The sequence below is a fragment of the Pseudomonas sp. H1_F01 genome (assembly GCF_054681425.1).
The window spans coordinates 437,910-452,960 of the sequence record NZ_CP162823.1 but is presented as its reverse complement, the minus strand read 5'-3'; the positions used below and the strand labels follow the sequence as shown (position 1 = coordinate 452,960).

At 61.4% G+C, this 15,051-nt stretch carries 15 protein-coding genes and 2 pseudogenes; 5 read left to right on the top strand and 12 right to left on the bottom strand.

Translation table 11 applies throughout. The features are described from left to right. The first annotated feature begins 96 nt into the window (after window positions 1-96). Window positions 97-762, top strand: a complete 666-nt coding sequence (locus AB4O09_RS02040) for an FKBP-type peptidyl-prolyl cis-trans isomerase (RefSeq protein WP_013694534.1) — start codon at window positions 97-99, stop codon at window positions 760-762. Window positions 763-821: 59 nt separating this feature from the next. Here the strand turns inward: AB4O09_RS02040 and AB4O09_RS02035 are convergent, their stop codons facing one another. From AB4O09_RS02035 to AB4O09_RS02000, 8 genes and pseudogenes are all read right to left on the bottom strand, one after another. Beyond that, window positions 822-1,280 (bottom strand): Rsd/AlgQ family anti-sigma factor, encoded by a 459-nt coding sequence (locus AB4O09_RS02035; protein ID WP_003206770.1) that lies wholly within the window; start codon window positions 1,278-1,280, stop codon window positions 822-824. A 174-nt stretch (window positions 1,281-1,454) separates the two neighbouring features. Beyond that, window positions 1,455-1,997 (bottom strand): disulfide bond formation protein B, encoded by a 543-nt coding sequence (locus AB4O09_RS02030; protein WP_003206773.1) that lies wholly within the window; start codon window positions 1,995-1,997, stop codon window positions 1,455-1,457. Between the two features lie 304 nt (window positions 1,998-2,301). Continuing rightward, window positions 2,302-3,549, bottom strand: coding sequence for a heme biosynthesis protein HemY (locus AB4O09_RS02025; RefSeq protein ID WP_003206775.1), 1,248 nt, complete (start codon window positions 3,547-3,549; stop codon window positions 2,302-2,304). After that, window positions 3,546-4,679, bottom strand: coding sequence for a uroporphyrinogen-III C-methyltransferase (locus AB4O09_RS02020; protein WP_027912775.1), 1,134 nt, complete (start codon window positions 4,677-4,679; stop codon window positions 3,546-3,548). Before AB4O09_RS02020 ends, AB4O09_RS02025 begins: the two co-directional genes overlap by 4 nt. 36 nt (window positions 4,680-4,715) lie before the next feature. After that, window positions 4,716-5,462: pseudogene (locus tag AB4O09_RS02015) on the bottom strand (uroporphyrinogen-III synthase); the annotation flags it as partial. After that, complete coding sequence (gene hemC, locus AB4O09_RS02010) at window positions 5,459-6,400, bottom strand: hydroxymethylbilane synthase (protein WP_003206778.1); 942 nt, start codon at window positions 6,398-6,400, stop codon at window positions 5,459-5,461. The pseudogene AB4O09_RS02015 and the gene hemC, both read right to left, overlap by 4 nt. A gap of 137 nt (window positions 6,401-6,537) precedes the next feature. Next, entirely contained in the window at window positions 6,538-7,284 is a 747-nt protein-coding gene (locus AB4O09_RS02005; protein WP_003206780.1) for a LytR/AlgR family response regulator transcription factor, read from the bottom strand. Continuing rightward, window positions 7,281-7,430: pseudogene (locus tag AB4O09_RS02000) on the bottom strand (sensor histidine kinase); the annotation flags it as partial. The pseudogene AB4O09_RS02000 and the gene AB4O09_RS02005, both read right to left, overlap by 4 nt. A gap of 316 nt (window positions 7,431-7,746) precedes the next feature. Between AB4O09_RS02000 and argH the strand changes: the two are divergent. After that, entirely contained in the window at window positions 7,747-9,141 is a 1,395-nt protein-coding gene (gene argH / locus AB4O09_RS01995; RefSeq protein WP_003206783.1) for an argininosuccinate lyase, read from the top strand. A gap of 123 nt (window positions 9,142-9,264) precedes the next feature. Here the strand turns inward: argH and AB4O09_RS01990 are convergent, their stop codons facing one another. After that, window positions 9,265-9,924 carry a glutathione S-transferase family protein gene (locus AB4O09_RS01990; RefSeq protein WP_003206785.1) on the bottom strand — a complete coding sequence of 220 codons (660 nt, stop codon included), beginning with the start codon at window positions 9,922-9,924 and terminating at the stop codon, window positions 9,265-9,267. Between the two features lie 124 nt (window positions 9,925-10,048). On the opposite strand from AB4O09_RS01990, the gene AB4O09_RS01985 reads away from it, so the two are divergent. The 3 genes from AB4O09_RS01985 to AB4O09_RS01975 all read left to right on the top strand — a co-directional run bounded on the left by AB4O09_RS01985 (window position 10,049) and on the right by AB4O09_RS01975 (window position 13,738). Continuing rightward, on the top strand, window positions 10,049-10,333 hold the full coding sequence (locus AB4O09_RS01985; protein WP_003206787.1) for a hypothetical protein: 285 nt from the start codon (window positions 10,049-10,051) through the stop codon (window positions 10,331-10,333). Between the two features lie 146 nt (window positions 10,334-10,479). After that, on the top strand, window positions 10,480-10,725 hold the full coding sequence (locus AB4O09_RS01980) for a TIGR02647 family protein (protein WP_003206789.1): 246 nt from the start codon (window positions 10,480-10,482) through the stop codon (window positions 10,723-10,725). Window positions 10,726-10,894: 169 nt separating this feature from the next. Beyond that, window positions 10,895-13,738, top strand: coding sequence for a class I adenylate cyclase (locus AB4O09_RS01975; protein WP_003206791.1), 2,844 nt, complete (start codon window positions 10,895-10,897; stop codon window positions 13,736-13,738). A 7-nt stretch (window positions 13,739-13,745) separates the two neighbouring features. On the opposite strand, the gene rnk is transcribed toward AB4O09_RS01975, so the two are convergent. The 3 genes from rnk to cyaY form a co-directional block, all read right to left on the bottom strand. Beyond that, window positions 13,746-14,156 carry a nucleoside diphosphate kinase regulator gene (gene rnk / locus AB4O09_RS01970; RefSeq protein ID WP_027912777.1) on the bottom strand — a complete coding sequence of 137 codons (411 nt, stop codon included), beginning with the start codon at window positions 14,154-14,156 and terminating at the stop codon, window positions 13,746-13,748. A gap of 305 nt (window positions 14,157-14,461) precedes the next feature. Next, window positions 14,462-14,680, bottom strand: a complete 219-nt coding sequence (locus AB4O09_RS01965; RefSeq protein ID WP_013694541.1) for a DUF1289 domain-containing protein — start codon at window positions 14,678-14,680, stop codon at window positions 14,462-14,464. A gap of 4 nt (window positions 14,681-14,684) precedes the next feature. After that, window positions 14,685-15,017, bottom strand: coding sequence for an iron donor protein CyaY (gene cyaY / locus AB4O09_RS01960; protein WP_003206795.1), 333 nt, complete (start codon window positions 15,015-15,017; stop codon window positions 14,685-14,687). Between the last annotated feature and the right edge of the window lie 34 nt (window positions 15,018-15,051).

Here is a 15,051-nt window from a genome sequence, read left to right as displayed (position 1 = left end):
AAGAGACGAAAAATCTTCTGCGCCAGTGCCTTGGCAATCCACCTCTATAGATATCGGCACTGGCATAATTCCTCGATTCGAGGCCGGAGAGCACACATGTCGCGTCACCTGTTTTTATTCCTGTGCATGGCTTGCTCCACGGTCCAGGCCGTTGAAAAAACCAACGCAAACGATGCCCACGATTTGGCTTACAGCCTGGGCGCAAGCCTTGGCGAACGCCTGCGTCAGGACGTGCCGGACCTGCAGATCAAAGCCTTGGTCGAAGGCTTGCAACAGGCCTACCTGGGCAAGCCGCTGGCCCTCAAGGATGAACGCATCGAACAGATCCTCGCCGAGCACCAGGCACAACTGAATTCGCAATCGACGACGCCGCAGATCGAAGCCGCGTTGAAAACGGAGCAGAAATTTCTCAACGAAGAAAAGAACCGTCCCGGCGTCCAGCAACTCGCAGACGGCATCCTGCTGACCGAGATCAAGCCAGGCCACGGCGCGAAAGCCGGCCCTCACGGCAAAGTCCAGGTGCTGTATACCGGTCGATTGCCGGACGGCACCGTATTCGATTCCAACCACCAGGCACAGTGGTTCAACCTCGACAGCGTGATTGACGGTTGGCGCAGTGCATTGCCGCAAATGCCGGTAGGCGCAAAATGGCGGCTGGTGATTCCGTCGACCCTGGCCTATGGCGCCGATGGGGCGGGAGATGTGATCCCGCCGTACACGCCACTGGTGTTTGAAATCGAATTGCTGGGCGCGACGACCTGACGCGGGCCCAATAAAAAACGGTGCGCAATGCGCACCGTTTTATCAAGACCGCGAAACCCTCAGGCCTGGACCGCAGCTTCTTCCTTGTGAGCGTTGTGCAGCACTTCGATCAGGCAGTCTTCCAGTTCGAAACGTTCATGCAGCAAGCCGCCCAGCTCCTTGAATTTTTCCGCTACGCACTTGCCTTCATCGCAGAGGTCGTTGAACGCCAGCAGCTTTTCGGTGATGACATCGATGCGCGGGTAGATCTGCTCGGCCAGTTCCAGGCCGCGCTTGTCGTTGAAGGCCTTGGCCTCGCCCGTCAGTTGTTCGTAGATCTCGAAATGACCGGCAGACACATAGTCGACCAGCACACCGCAGAATTCCTGCAAGGGTTTGCGGCTTTCGCTCAGCGCTTCAGGCTTATCGCCGAGGGCATCGTAGGCCCGAACCAGTTCGTGACGCTCCTGCAACCAACGATCGATCAGCAGATGCACCCCACCCCAGCGTTCCTGAGCATTCTGACAACTTTCGAGCATGGTGATTTCTTCCCTTGTGAGTCATGCCACTCGCAGCCTGTGCACGCCTGATGATCAGGGACAAGCCAGACACAACATGATCGAGCGGCACAATTCCAATAACACGTGCGGGCCAGATTATGCCCGCACGACAATGGCTTCAAGGTACGCAGGAGATAAAGTTCATACAAGTGTTTAATCCACGGCCCTGAGCATCTGCGACGTATCGCCGCTGAGCGGTCGTACCAGAGCACTCCAGGCAAGGCGCAGCAGTAGATAGGCCATCGCGCTGGACACCGCGAGAAAAAACAACAGGCTCCATTCGGGGATACTCAGGTCGAACAGCGTCCAGGTGATGTTCGCGCAATCGACCGCGCCGTCGAGGACGCGATGCAACGCGCACCACCACGAATCCATCAGCTTGGGCTGGGCAATACAATCAGGAAACGGCTCGAACGAATGGCTTTGCATCAAGACCTGACGCCATGCCAGGGTCATTCCCCCCGTCGCAAAAACCAACCCTGCCGCGCCATAGAAGAGACTGCCTCTTTGGCCTGGACCGTGTACGCATGCCACAAGGCTGTTCACCAGGAGCAGCATCAGGCACAACCGCTGCAAGACACACAGGCTGCAAGGCGTCAGGCCGACCGAATATTCCAGATAAGTGGCGATGCCCAAAGCCAGGGCTGCGGCGATGGAAGCCATGAAAAACAAGAAGCGTGAGCTGGCCAAAGACATGGCGGTTCCGTAACAGAAGAGACAAGCAGTTACGGTAGAGGAAAGCCCTCGGGCCTTTCAAGGCAGGCCCGCGCAGACACTTCACCAGGGATGTAGGGAATTCCCGACAGGCCAAAGAGGATTCAGCGCGATGGACTGTAGGACTTTACTGATGGCATGACCAAAGCCCCAAAAACAAACGGGTATCACCAGTGGGAGCAAGGCTTGCCCGCGATGAAGACGACGCGGTCCTTCAGAAACCGAGGCGCCTGTTTCGCGAGCAGGCTTTGCTCCCACCCGTACAGGCGCGCCACAATGACTCATCTCAAGTGGACAACACCTGGGCCGGAACCGGCAACGGCGCGGCCAGCAGGCGCTCGTCCAGCAGCCCCAACCCCTCCTGAAACAACTGGTTGCTGCGCTCGGCATCCCCCAGTTGCGCCAGCAATCGCGCCAGTTCAGCACAGGCTTCGGGATTGCGTTGGACGCGCAGGCTGCTTTCCAGATAGTCCCGCGCCTTGCCCCACAAACTGCTCTGCAGGCATAGGCGCCCCAAGGTCAGCAACAGGCTTGGATCGGCCGGATGATCCTTGAGCCAGCCTTCGGCCGTTTGCAACTGGCGGACCGGATCATTGCCCCGGACCAACCCATACAAGCGCGCCAGATGGCTGTCATAGTGACGCTTGAGCGCACTTCGCAGTACTTCTTCGGCCTCGACCTGGGCCCCCAACTGGCGCAACTGCTCGGCATAGGCCAGCACCAGCGCCGACTCCTGGCGCTGCGCGGAGGTCAGTTGTTGCCAGGCGCGATTGAGCGACTGCAAACCGACGCTGCCATCCTCCTCACGGTGGGCTGCCAGGGTGAGATTTTCGCCCCAGGCACGACGCTCCAGTTCCGCCAGTTCAGCCGGTGGCAGGACCTTGTCCTTGCGCAGCTCCGGCAACAGTCGGATCAATGCCGACCAGTCGCCGCGCTGCTGATGCAGTCGTTGCAGTTGGCGCAGGACCTGGACGTTATGGGGATGACGCTCATGCATGGCCTGCAGCGTGGTCAATGCGCCGTCCGTGTCGCCTCGGTCCGTCTGCAGTTGTGCGTGCGTCAGGGCAATGGCCAACTCCGCCTGGGGCTGACGCTCCAGGGCGCGTTCGAGCAAACTGTCGCTCTGTTCGTAGAGACCTTGTTCGTTGGCCGCACGGGCGGCACCGAGGTAATACAGCAGCGGCTGGCGCTCGGCTTCGGCGGCACGATGCAGGTGTCTTTGGGCACTGGCCCAGCGACCTTCGGCCAGGTCCAACTGGCCGTGCTCGATCGCCACTTGCACCCGCCGGCTGCGGTTGCGCCGCGACCACGGGTTGACCACACCACTCGACGTAGTCACCAGCCCAATCAGCGCCCTCAGGCCTCGCCATAGCAGCCAGAGCACCGCCACCAGCGCCAGGGTGACCCACAGGCCGGCTTCATAACGGAAGTTCTTGTACGCCACCAGCACGTAACCCGAATGCTCGGCAATCGCCACGCCCAGCAAGGCAGCAGCAGCGATGACCACGAACAGAATCACGTAGAGACGCTTCATGGCGTGGCCTCCTGCGCGCCAGGCGCGGGCAGCGGCTTGACCGATTCCTGGGCATTGAGGTTGCGGCGCTCAAGGTAAGCCTGGACGCTGCTCAGCGTACCCGTCAGGTCCGGGGTGACCACCGTCACCGGCTGCTTGGACAGCTCGACCACGCGCTCGAGCATGATCTTGCTTTGCGGGTTGTCCTGGTTGAAGTTGTTCTTCAACACGTCCCGAGCCTCGGTCAGCGCCTGGGTGTAGACCGGCGCCTGACCATTGAGGGCGGCCCATTGCGCCTGCTCCAGCGCCAGGCTCAAGGCCAGGCGCACTTGCACCAGGCTTTGCCCGGCCAGCAGCGGACGGACATTCTCATCGGCGTTGAAGTCGATACGGATATAGCGCGAGATCTGGTCCCACCACTGCGCCCAACGACTTGCGCCATCGCCGTCGGCGGTCAGGCCCAGCAGGGATTCACCGCGGTCCTTGTACTCGGGCGCCAGCTCGGTCAGCTCCAGGACCTGATCACGCAAGGCGCCCAGTTGCAGGAACAGCCCGGTGCGATCCGGTTGCTCGGTGCTGCGCAACGCGGCGAGGGTCTTGGCCAGTTGCTCGCGGGCGGCGAACGAACCGGGGTCGTTCTGCTCGCGCAGGATTTCGTCAGCCCCCTGGACCAGCGCCTGGGCACTGTTGATGTCTTGCAGGGCGGAAAGACGCAGGCTAGCCAGGCGCAACAAGTGCTCGGCCTCCGCCAGACGCCAATCCTTGCGGCTGGCACCGAGCACGGTTTCCAGGCGCTGGTTCAGGTGCTGCTGATCACTTTGCAACTGAGCCACCAGGCGCCGCCGATCCTCCAGCTCTTCGGCCGGGGGCAATTGCGCCAGGCGTTCGCTCAGGCGTTGCTCGTTAAGCTTGAGGCTCTGGGCCTGGTCATTCAGTGCCTGGACCTGGGCGGACTGCTGCTGGTTATTGGTTTGCAGGTGACGCACCTGCCACACGCCCCAACCGCCCACGGCCACGCCGGCGGCGCCGAGCAGCAATGCAACAATGGCCAACCCGTTGCCGCGACGCGGCGCCATCGGGGGCGGAGTTTCAACCGGCGCATCGATCGCTGGCTGGTCTAGATCTTCTTTTGGCAAGGCTGTTTCGCTCACGTATCCATCCTTTGCATTAGAAAACGGCACGGAGTGTTCCCGTAACGCCGCCAGCAAAGCCGCGGCATTGGCGCCACGACAATCCACAACTGTTCGGGCCCCGGCGGCACGCGCCATCTCGGCAACCCTTGGGCTTGGAACAAACAACGGTAACCGCGCCAGGGCCGGCCACGCATCGCCGGCCAGCCGCTGCAGATGCTCGAAGCCCTGCCCACTGCTGACCACCAGTGCGTTCAAGCGTTCCGCTTCGACTTTCGCCAGCAACGCCCCTTCGCCGTAATCGGGCAAGTGGCGGCGGTACAATTCCAGATAATCGACACTAGCACCTTGCTCGCGCAAACGCTCTGCCAGCAAGCCACGCCCGCCCTCGCCCCGCACGATCAACACCTTGGGGTCGGGCCGCGCAACAGCCTGGCGCAAGACCAAGTGTTCCAGCAAGGCTTCGCTGTCATCGCCGTTATCGGGATAAAACACCGTGAGGCCGGCATCGACGAGAATCTGTCCGGTGGCCGCACCCACGCTGAACCATGGTTGGTCTGGAGGCTGGGGCCAGTATTGGTGCAGCAGCTCGACGCACAGGCGTGCGGCCGGTTTGCTGACGACGATCACGGCAGAGTATTGGTCCAGCGCCTGGAATATCGCCCGCCCGGCATCGGACAGCGGGACCGGCTCGATATCCAGCAAGGGCAGGCTGCTGCTGTAGACCCCCGCTTCGGCCAGGACAGCCGCCAGCGCCGACGACTCGTCCGTCGGCCGGGTGAGCAGCAGCCGCCAACCCGTCACGTGTGGCCGGCCTCGCCGTAGACCGCCTTGAGAATGTCGGCGGCGCCCTGGCTCAGCAGGTCTTCGGCCACCCGCACGCCCAACGCCTCGGCATCGTGGCGCGGCGCCCGGGCTTCGGCGCTGAGCAGCCGGCCACCGTTGGGATCCCCCACCAGCCCGCGCAACCAGACCTGTTCGCCTTCCAGCACGGCGTAACAGGCGATCGGCACTTGGCAACCGCCATTGAGGTGTTTGTTGAGAGCGCGTTCGGCGAATACCCGCGTGGCGGTGTCTTCATGGTGCAGCGGCGCCAGCAAGGCGTGGATGTCGCTGTCGGCGCTGCGACACTCGATGCCCACCGCCCCTTGCCCACCGGCCGGCAGGCTGTCGTCGACGCTGATGGCCGAGGTGATGCGATCTTCAAAGCCCAGGCGGATCAGGCCGGCGGCGGCGAGGATGATCGCGTCGTACTCACCGGCATCGAGCTTGGCCAGGCGCGTATTGACGTTACCGCGCAGGAAACGGATTTGCAGGTCCGGACGGCGAGTCAGCAACTGTGCCTGGCGACGCAGGCTGGAAGTGCCGACCACGCTCCCGGCAGGCAGAGCTTCAAGACTGGAGAACGTGTTGGAGACGAACGCGTCGCGTGGGTCTTCCCGCTCGCAGATGCAAAACAGGCCCAGGCCTTCGGGGAAGTCCATGGGCACGTCTTTCATCGAATGCACGGCGATGTCGGCTTCGTTGTCCAGCAACGCGGTTTCCAGTTCCTTGACGAACAGGCCCTTGCCGCCGATCTTCGACAGCGGCGAATCCAGCAGCTTGTCACCGCGACTGACCATGGGCACCAGGGTCACGATCAGGCCGGGATGGGCCGCTTCCAGGCGGGCTTTGACGTATTCGGCCTGCCAGAGGGCCAAGGCACTTTTACGGGTGGCGATGCGGATCTCGCGAGGGGACATGGATCAATCCGTACTTAAAAGATACGGCAGATAATAACAGCTCAGCCAAAACCGCTTTGATTTGAATCACGACCCCAAGGCCTCCCTGGCCGCCAAATCCTCGAAATGAAACGCATGGAACGCCCTGGACCGCTGCATTAAAGCTGCTGCATCATTTTGCGCACGCCGGCCACGTGCCGTCGGCTGACAATCAGCGCATCGCCATTGAGGCCCTTGAGGAACAGTTGGAAATGCCCAAGGGGGGTGCGTTGCAAACGCTCGATCCGCTCGCGGGCCACGAGGGCGTTGCGGTGGATGCGTACGAAACGTTCGCCGAACTCGTCTTCGAGGGCCTTGAGTGGCTCATCCAACAACACCTCGCCACTCTCATGACGCAAGGTCACGTATTTGTGGTCGGCGATGAAATAGACCACCTGGTTCAATGGGATCAGCTCGATGCCTTTGCGGGTGCGCGCACTGATATGGCTGCGCGGGCCGCTACCGCTTTCGGCGGCCGGACGGGTCAGCGCCGCCAGTTGCACGCGGTTGGGTCGCTCGGCCTTGCGCAAGGCTTCAAGCAACGCCTCGGCCGCCACCGGCTTGACCAGGTAGCCCACGGCACCGGCCTGCAACACCTCGGGTGGGAAATCGTCCCGGGTGGTACAGAACACCACCGCAGGCGGCGACTCTCGTTCGCACAACTTCGCCGCAACCTGCAGACCGTCCAGGCCAGGCATGCGAATGTCGAGCAGCACGATATCCGGCTTGTGGCTGTCAATAAGGGCCAATGCCTCTTCGCCATTGGTGGCGCTCGGCTCCAGGACACTGTAACCCTCGAGCTCGCCAACCATTCGGCTCAGGCGCTCGCGGGCCAGTGGTTCGTCATCAACGATCAGGACATTCATATTGCGCTGGATTCCTGCGTGAGTCTCGCACAAGGATAGCGTAGACAGGGGAAGTGACATCCGTCACGGCGATCCACGCTAAGACTCGTTCGAGGGCCAAAAAGTGCCGCGCGGCGGTTGCCTATCTTTACCAGCGCTTGCCGACCGATGCCCGAGGCCCGTTGTCGCACGGCGTCGCCGTAGGGATTGTTAACTGTCGATCTGACCAATATGAGCACCCCCTTCTTATCTATATCCGCTGCGCCATGGGTAAAAAAAGCAAAAGTCCTACAGTCCACTGTAGACGGTTGCCGCGACGATATTGCTCAATCGAAAAATATCGTTGCGGGAAAACCCGGTTGGATCCCAGGCTTGCATCGAAAAAACCTGCCGACCAGTGCCAGCGCCAGTCCCGGCAACCCTGCTATCATCCGCCGCAGCCTTTAACCGCTACTTTTTCCACAGCCGATCACGAGCGAATTCATGAGCACTGACAAGACCAATCAGTCCTGGGGCGGCCGCTTCAGTGAACCCGTCGACGCCTTCGTCGCCCGCTTCACCGCCTCCGTCAACTTTGACCAGCGCCTGTATCGCCACGACATCATGGGCTCGATCGCCCACGCCACCATGCTGGCCAAGGTCGGCGTGCTGACCGATGCCGAGCGCGACAGCATCATCGACGGCCTGAAGACCATCCAGGCTGAAATCGAGGCCGGCCAGTTCGACTGGCGCGTCGACCTTGAAGACGTGCACATGAACATCGAAGCGCGCCTGACCGACCGCATCGGCGTGACCGGCAAGAAACTGCATACCGGCCGCAGCCGCAACGACCAGGTCGCCACCGACATCCGCCTGTGGTTGCGCGATGAGATCGACCTGATCCTGGCCGAAATCACTCGCCTGCAAAAAGGCCTGCTGGAGCAAGCCGAGCGCGAAGCCGAGAGCATCATGCCGGGCTTCACGCACCTGCAAACCGCCCAACCTGTAACGTTTGGGCATCACATGCTGGCCTGGTTCGAAATGCTCAGCCGCGACTACGAGCGCCTGGTGGACTGCCGCAAGCGCACCAACCGCATGCCCCTGGGCAGCGCCGCGCTGGCCGGCACCACGTACCCGATCGACCGTGAATACACTGCGCAGTTGCTGGGCTTCGACGCCGTGGGTGGCAACTCGCTGGATAACGTCTCAGACCGCGATTTCGCCATCGAATTCTGCGCCGCCGCAAGCATCGCGATGATGCACCTGTCGCGCTTCTCCGAAGAGCTGGTGCTGTGGACCAGTGCGCAATTCCAGTTCATTGACCTGCCGGACCGCTTCTGCACCGGCAGCTCGATCATGCCGCAAAAGAAAAACCCAGACGTGCCGGAACTGGTGCGGGGCAAGAGTGGCCGGGTGTTCGGCGCATTGATGGGCCTGCTGACCCTGATGAAAGGCCAGCCGCTGGCCTACAACAAGGACAACCAGGAAGACAAGGAACCGCTGTTCGACGCCGCCGACACCTTGCGCGACTCGCTGCGGGCCTTCGCCGACATGATCCCGGCCATCAAGCCCAAGCATGCAGTGATGCGCGAAGCGGCCCTGCGCGGCTTTTCCACCGCCACGGACCTGGCCGATTATCTGGTGCGCCGTGGCCTGCCGTTCCGCGACTGCCATGAGATCGTCGGCCATGCCGTGAAGTACGGCGTGGACAGTGGCAAGGATCTGGCGGAAATGAGCCTGGACGAACTGCGCCGGTTCAGCGACCAGATCGAACAGGACGTGTTTGCCGTGCTGACCCTCGAAGGCTCGGTCAATGCCCGCGACCACATCGGCGGCACCGCGCCGGCGCAGGTCAAGGCAGCCGTGGTGCGCGGCCAGGCGTTGCTCGCCAGCCGCTAAAAGCATCGCGAGCAAGCTCGCTCCCACAGTGGCTCTTCAATGAACACATATTTTGTGAACATGTAGAGACTCATTGTGGGAGCGAGCCTGCTCGCGGTGACTCACTTCAAAACACCACGAAACTCACTTCTTGGCGGCAATCATCGCCAAAAACGCCGGCATCGCCGCCTCTCTATCCGCCGCAATCCGCTGCACATGCGGATTTTGCTCCAAGCGCTCCATCAGCGCCTTGGCCGCCGGCATGTCTGCCAGCAGGTCGATATCGAACAACTTCCTGCCCACTTGGCAGGCCGGCGAGACACTGTAGAAAAAATACAGATCGGCAATGGTCAGACTATCGCCCGCCACGTAGGGTGCGAATTTGCCGTGCCGACCGAGCGAGGCGAACCCCTGCCGCAATTCGTCTTTGCTCTTTTCCTTGATGACATCGGGCACCGTCATGCCGAAAAATGCCTCGGCAAAGCAAGCCCGCGCCGGCAGCTCGATGTACAACTCGATCTCCCTGCACAAGGCCAATACCTGGGCCCGCTCGAACGGGTCACTGGGCAGCAGGGCCTTGCCTGGTTGGGTTTGTTCGATGTACTCAAGGATCACGCTGGTTTCGTTGATAAACCCCTGCTCGGTTTTCAACACCGGTACCTTCCCGCGCGGGCTGATGGCCCACGCTTCGGGGGTCTGGTTGGGGTAGAACGGCACTTCTTCGAAGGGCAGACCCTTCTCCAACAGCGCCAGTTTGACCATGTTGTAATAGTTACTGACAGAGAAACCATAAAGCTCGAGCATTACAAAGCCTCCAGGCCGTGCGGGGTTGGCAGCCTTGGGTTATAGACCGCCGGGGCATTTCTTGCCAGGCGCATCACACCGCTGAATGCAGGTAAACTGGCGACCTTTCTCCCAGGAGCCAGCCATGAGCGAGCCAACCGACATCGACAACGACGAAGAAGAATTCGTCGAGAGCACACTGATCCAGGCCATCGAAAACCAGATCGAAAGTGACAATCCGCCTGCGGCCAAGGCCACTTTCAACAAGTTGACCCTGGTCGGTTATGAGCGCGAAGAAATCCTCAACCTGATGGCCCACGTGCTGGCGGTGGAGATCGATGCGATCCTGGAAGAAGATCGCCCGTTCGATACCCAGTGGTACGAAGCCGCATTGCGCGCCTTGCCTGAGTTGCCGCCGGAAAAGAACTGAACGGCGCTTGTGGCGAGGGAGCAATCCCCTCGCCACAAAAAAATGCTTTAAACAAAAAAAGCATGACACTGAGACTGGACAGCTCGGCCGAGTGCGCTCACCTTAGTGACGCTGTCGACCAAATTCCTAGAAAGTCTGGAGTCCTTATGTCGCTTACCCCTGAGCTGGTTGCCGAACTGGAAATCCTTGCACTCTTCAACCTGGACAGTTCCCAGGAAGGCCTGAAAATTCATCAGACCGCTGCCCCTAAAGCGATTGCCGCTGCCCAACGCCTGTTCGAAAAAGAACTGATCACCCAGCCCGACGGTGGTTACCTGACAAGCCTGGGCCGAGATGCCGCCCAAAACGTACAAACCGTCCTGACGATACTCAGCGTGCAAGAAGCCGCCTGATCCCCCCTGCCGCCCACGGAAATCTCCTTTACGGGATTTCCGCAGGCGCACGGGTGCCCTGCGAAAAAAACTGGCACCCGAATTCTGCTTTCAGCTTAAGAATTCCCAAGATCGGGCGCTAACCTGCCATCACCCCCACGTTCGACGCCGCGAGCCGGTTTGAGCTGACATGACCCGCAATCACGAAATACGCCCCGATCTGGACGAGGGAATCGACCGCAAGGTCTTGAGCCAGTTGCGCGCACGTTTTCTCAAGCTCAACTCCGTGCGGATGGAACGCGCCCTCGAAGGCCTGTCGCCGCGCCAGCAAGGCGTGCTGACGTTGCTGCCGCTGTTCTTCCACGTCAACCATCCGCTGCTGCCCGGCTACGTTTCCGGCAGCACGCCTGCCGGGCTGTCGAACTACGAGCCTGACGCCAATATCCTTGCCGAAGCCCAGCGGCTGACCCGGTCGTTTTCCTACAAGCCCCGGCACGGCAGCAACCCGCCACGACCGATCCTTGGTCTGTTCCTGATGGGCAGCCTCGGCACCCTGGCCCAGGCCGACCAGAGCGACATGGACGTTTGGGTGTGCCACGGGCCGGACCTGAGCGACGACGAACTGGCCGAGCTGCGCAAGAAATGCCAGTTGCTGGAGATCTGGGCCGCGACCCAGGGCGCCGAAGCCCACTTTTTCCTGATCGACCCGGCGCGTTTCGTACGGGGTGACCGTGACAACCAGCTCAGCTCCGACGATTGCGGCACGACCCAGCATTACCTGCTGCTGGACGAGTTCTACCGCACCGCGATCTGGCTGGCCGGGCGCACGCCGATCTGGTGGCTGGTGCCGGTCTATGAAGAAGAGAACTATGAACAGTACACCCATACACTGATGTCCAAGCGTTTCATCCGCGCCGACGAAACCCTGGACCTGGGGCACCTGGCCTACATTCCGCCGGGCGAATTCGTCGGGGCCGGGCTCTGGCAGTTGTTCAAAGGTATCGAGTCGCCCTACAAGTCCGTACTCAAGCTGCTGCTGACCGAGGTCTATGCCAGCGAACACCCGAATGTTCGCTGCCTGAGCCTGCGCTTCAAACAGGCCGTGTTTGCCAATCGCCTGGACCTCGAAGAGCTGGACCCGTACATGCTGGTCTACCGCCGTATCGAGGAATACCTCAATGCCCGCGGCGAATCCGAACGCCTGGAGTTGATCCGCCGCGCGCTGTACTTGAAGGTCAATCGCAAACTCACCGGCCAGGTACGCAGCAGCGGCTGGCAACGGGTACTGCTCGAACGACTGGCCCGGGAATGGGGCTGGGACCAGCGTCAACTGGCGCTGCTGGACAGCCGCAGCCAATGGAAAGTCCGCCAGGTCAGCCACGAGCGACGGGCCCTGGTCAACGAACTCACCCACAGCTACCGCTTCCTGACCCAGTTCGCCCGCACCGAGAAAACCGTCAGCCTGATCAACAAACGCGATCTCAACGTGCTTGGCCGGCGGCTGTACGCAGCCTTCGAACGCAAGGCCGACAAGGTCGAGTTCATCAACCCCGGCATTGCGCCGGACCTGGCCGAAGACACCCTGACGCTGGTCCAGTCACCCAACAAGAAAGAACCGGGGCAGAACCAGTGGGCGCTTTACAACGGCAGCCTCAACGCCCTGGAGTGGGAGAACTTCGCGCCGATCAAGCGCTGCCGCGAGCTGCTGGAACTGCTGACCTGGTGCCATCGCAACGGCGTGATCGACAGCAGCACGCGCCTGGCGCTGCACCCAGGCGACAGCGACCTGAGCGAGTTCGAACTGTTCAACCTGCTGGGCAGCCTGCAACAGTCCATCGCCCTGCCCCTGACCACGGTGGATGAAGCACAGTTGCTGCGCGCCAGCGTGCCCAGCGAAGTGCTGATCCTGGTGAACGTCGGCGTCGACCCGCTCAAGCACCACCGCGACCTGAATATCCTGATGACCACCGAGCGCACCGACTCGCTGAGCTATGCAGGGGTCCGGGAAAACCTGGTGCTGACCCTCGACCAGGTCACGCTCAACAGTTGGAATGAGGTGCTGGTCAACCGTTTTGACGGCGAACACGCCCTGCTCGACTGCCTGCGCGATTACCTCAACGACCTGCCCGTCACCCAGCACCAGCCACGCTTGCAGGTGCGCTGTTTCTGCCACAACCGCGCCCAATTCATTGCGCGGCGCGTCGAAGAAGTCATCGACACGGCGCAGACCCTGCTGCTGAGCAGGCTCAATCACCGCTATCTGCTTCAGGTCCAGCAGCACTATCACGTACTGGAACTGGTGCCCGGCCAGGTCAACCACGTGGCGCTGGGCAGCCTGTCGGCGCTGATGGATTACCTGGGCGAGGAACTGACGGCATACAGCCCCTTGCACCTGGACCCGATGGCCCTGGAGGACCACGACCTGGCGCTGATCCTGCCCATGGGCCAGCCCGAGTGCATCCAGGTGTTCTACCGCGTCGACGAAGACGAGGCCGATCTGTACGTGCTCGACGAGTTCAACGCACTGTGGCAACAACACGTGCCTTATCACGACGAACAAAGCCTGCTGGTGCCGCTGCAACGCTTTTTGCAATCGGTGCTGTACCGTCGCGACGCCCTGCTGCCGCTGGATGCCGCCCAGCCGCTGACCCTGGAAACCCTGTACTACCAGCTATTGCCCTCAGGCAGCGGCCGGGCGCGACGGATCGAAGCGCGGCAAGCCCCGCAGATGCTGGTCAACAAGCCGTTCTATGATGTGCAGGCGATCATCGGCAAAGCGGCGCACGGGCAGGTGCATGTCACCCTGTACTGCGATCAGCAGGAGTTTTCCGAACTGGAGCATGGCGACCAACTGTTCCGCGTGGTCGCCAGGGAGATCGTCGAACAGCGCCGCGAAGCCCAGCGCTATCGCTGCTACATCACCGACCTGGACCTCTCGGGCCTGGTGGGCGACGGCGCCTGTTCAAGCAATTTGTACCTGCGCTACAAGGCCGATCTGGAACGCGCCCTGAACGAGGCACTGAACCAGGTCTGAGACGGGTTCAGAACGCGCAGTCGCCGCCATTGACCGGCTGCGACTCGACCTCCAGCAGCGTCAGCTTCAGCGTCTTGCCGCCCGGGGCCGGCCAGTCGATGTGCTGGCCGACCTTCAGGCCCAGCAACGCACTGCCCACTGGCGCCAGGATCGAGATCCGGCCTTCGTCGGCATTTGCGTCCTGTGGATAAACCAGCGTCAGGTGATAGTCCTTGCCGCTGCTTTCTTCGCGACAGTGCACGCGCGAGTTCATGGTCACGACATCGGAGGGCACTTCTTCGTGGCCCACCACGTTCTCGGCGCGATCCAGTTCGGTTTGCAGCGCAATCACGCCCGGCAGCGTTTCATCAAGGCTGTCGATCAGGCGTTCCAGACGCTGTACGTCCAGACGGGTAAGGGTGATGGAAGGTGTGGTCATGATCCTGGCAGACTCCTTTCTTCTGCACAAAAAAAGCAAAACCCCGCCACAAAAAGGCGGGGTTTTCACGGACCTCGATGGATTGAGGCGTAACCGGACACTACCACAGCTCAATAAATAAACAACCCGGGCCAAATCTACCCACTGTCATGGGGAGCAGAATTACTGTGGCGGGGGGATTGTGGGAGCAAGGCTTGCCCGCGATGAATACAGCGAGGTCTCTCTGGAACCGAGGCGCTTGTATCGCGAGCAAGCTTTACTCCCACAGGGTTGCTAGGCAAGCCTTGCTCCCACGCAGCGGGCGATCACACCAGAGATTTGCGTTTAGCCGCCTCGGCACAGATGACCCGCCGGCGCTCGTCGTCGGCCGAGCGCCATTCGCGGATATCTTCCACGTGGCGCAAACATCCGAGGCAGACCTTCTGTTCATCCAGCTTGCACACGCCGGTACACGGCGACGGCACGGCCGGGCTGACGTTGCTGTAGAGCGGCTTGGATGGCCGTTGCGGGGCGGTCTGGCTCACGCCGTCACAGGCCTTCGAAATCGAGTTCCACGCCCGCCTGCTGCTTGACGATGCGCTCGAGCATTTCGCCCAGTTGCTCTTCGCTCTTGTCGCACATCCAGCGTTCGCTTTCTTCGTCGTAGTCGAAGTGAAAGCCACCGGAGACCGCCGCCAGCCACAATTGCCGCAACGGCTCCTGGCGACTGAAAATCAGCTGGCTGCCGTTCTCGAACTTGACGGTGAGCACACCGGCAGAGACTTCCAGGTCAATGTCCAGGCCACTGTCATCGAACACATCCTCCAGCGTTTGCTGGGTCGCATCGACCAGATCGTGGAAACGGGCTTCAGTCAAACTCATTGCGGCAACCTCGAAAATGTCTGCTCATGCTCAA

What these genes read in the sequence shown, in the direction of transcription:
- AB4O09_RS02035 (WP_003206770.1), bottom strand. Translation starts at nt 1,280, where the DNA reads ATGCTCGAAAGTTGTCAGAATGCTCAGGAACGCTGGGGTGGGGTGCAT.
- AB4O09_RS02030 (WP_003206773.1), bottom strand. Translation starts at nt 1,997, where the DNA reads ATGTCTTTGGCCAGCTCACGCTTCTTGTTTTTCATGGCTTCCATCGCC.
- AB4O09_RS01975 (WP_003206791.1), top strand. Translation starts at nt 10,895, where the DNA reads ATGACCCGCAATCACGAAATACGCCCCGATCTGGACGAGGGAATCGAC.
- AB4O09_RS02005 (WP_003206780.1), bottom strand. Translation starts at nt 7,284, where the DNA reads ATGAATGTCCTGATCGTTGATGACGAACCACTGGCCCGCGAGCGCCTG.
- rnk (WP_027912777.1), bottom strand. Translation starts at nt 14,156, where the DNA reads ATGACCACACCTTCCATCACCCTTACCCGTCTGGACGTACAGCGTCTG.
- argH (WP_003206783.1), top strand. Translation starts at nt 7,747, where the DNA reads ATGAGCACTGACAAGACCAATCAGTCCTGGGGCGGCCGCTTCAGTGAA.
- AB4O09_RS01980 (WP_003206789.1), top strand. Translation starts at nt 10,480, where the DNA reads ATGTCGCTTACCCCTGAGCTGGTTGCCGAACTGGAAATCCTTGCACTC.
- AB4O09_RS01985 (WP_003206787.1), top strand. Translation starts at nt 10,049, where the DNA reads ATGAGCGAGCCAACCGACATCGACAACGACGAAGAAGAATTCGTCGAG.
- cyaY (WP_003206795.1), bottom strand. Translation starts at nt 15,017, where the DNA reads ATGAGTTTGACTGAAGCCCGTTTCCACGATCTGGTCGATGCGACCCAG.
- AB4O09_RS02025 (WP_003206775.1), bottom strand. Translation starts at nt 3,549, where the DNA reads ATGAAGCGTCTCTACGTGATTCTGTTCGTGGTCATCGCTGCTGCTGCC.
- AB4O09_RS01990 (WP_003206785.1), bottom strand. Translation starts at nt 9,924, where the DNA reads ATGCTCGAGCTTTATGGTTTCTCTGTCAGTAACTATTACAACATGGTC.
- hemC (WP_003206778.1), bottom strand. Translation starts at nt 6,400, where the DNA reads ATGTCCCCTCGCGAGATCCGCATCGCCACCCGTAAAAGTGCCTTGGCC.
- AB4O09_RS02040 (WP_013694534.1), top strand. Translation starts at nt 97, where the DNA reads ATGTCGCGTCACCTGTTTTTATTCCTGTGCATGGCTTGCTCCACGGTC.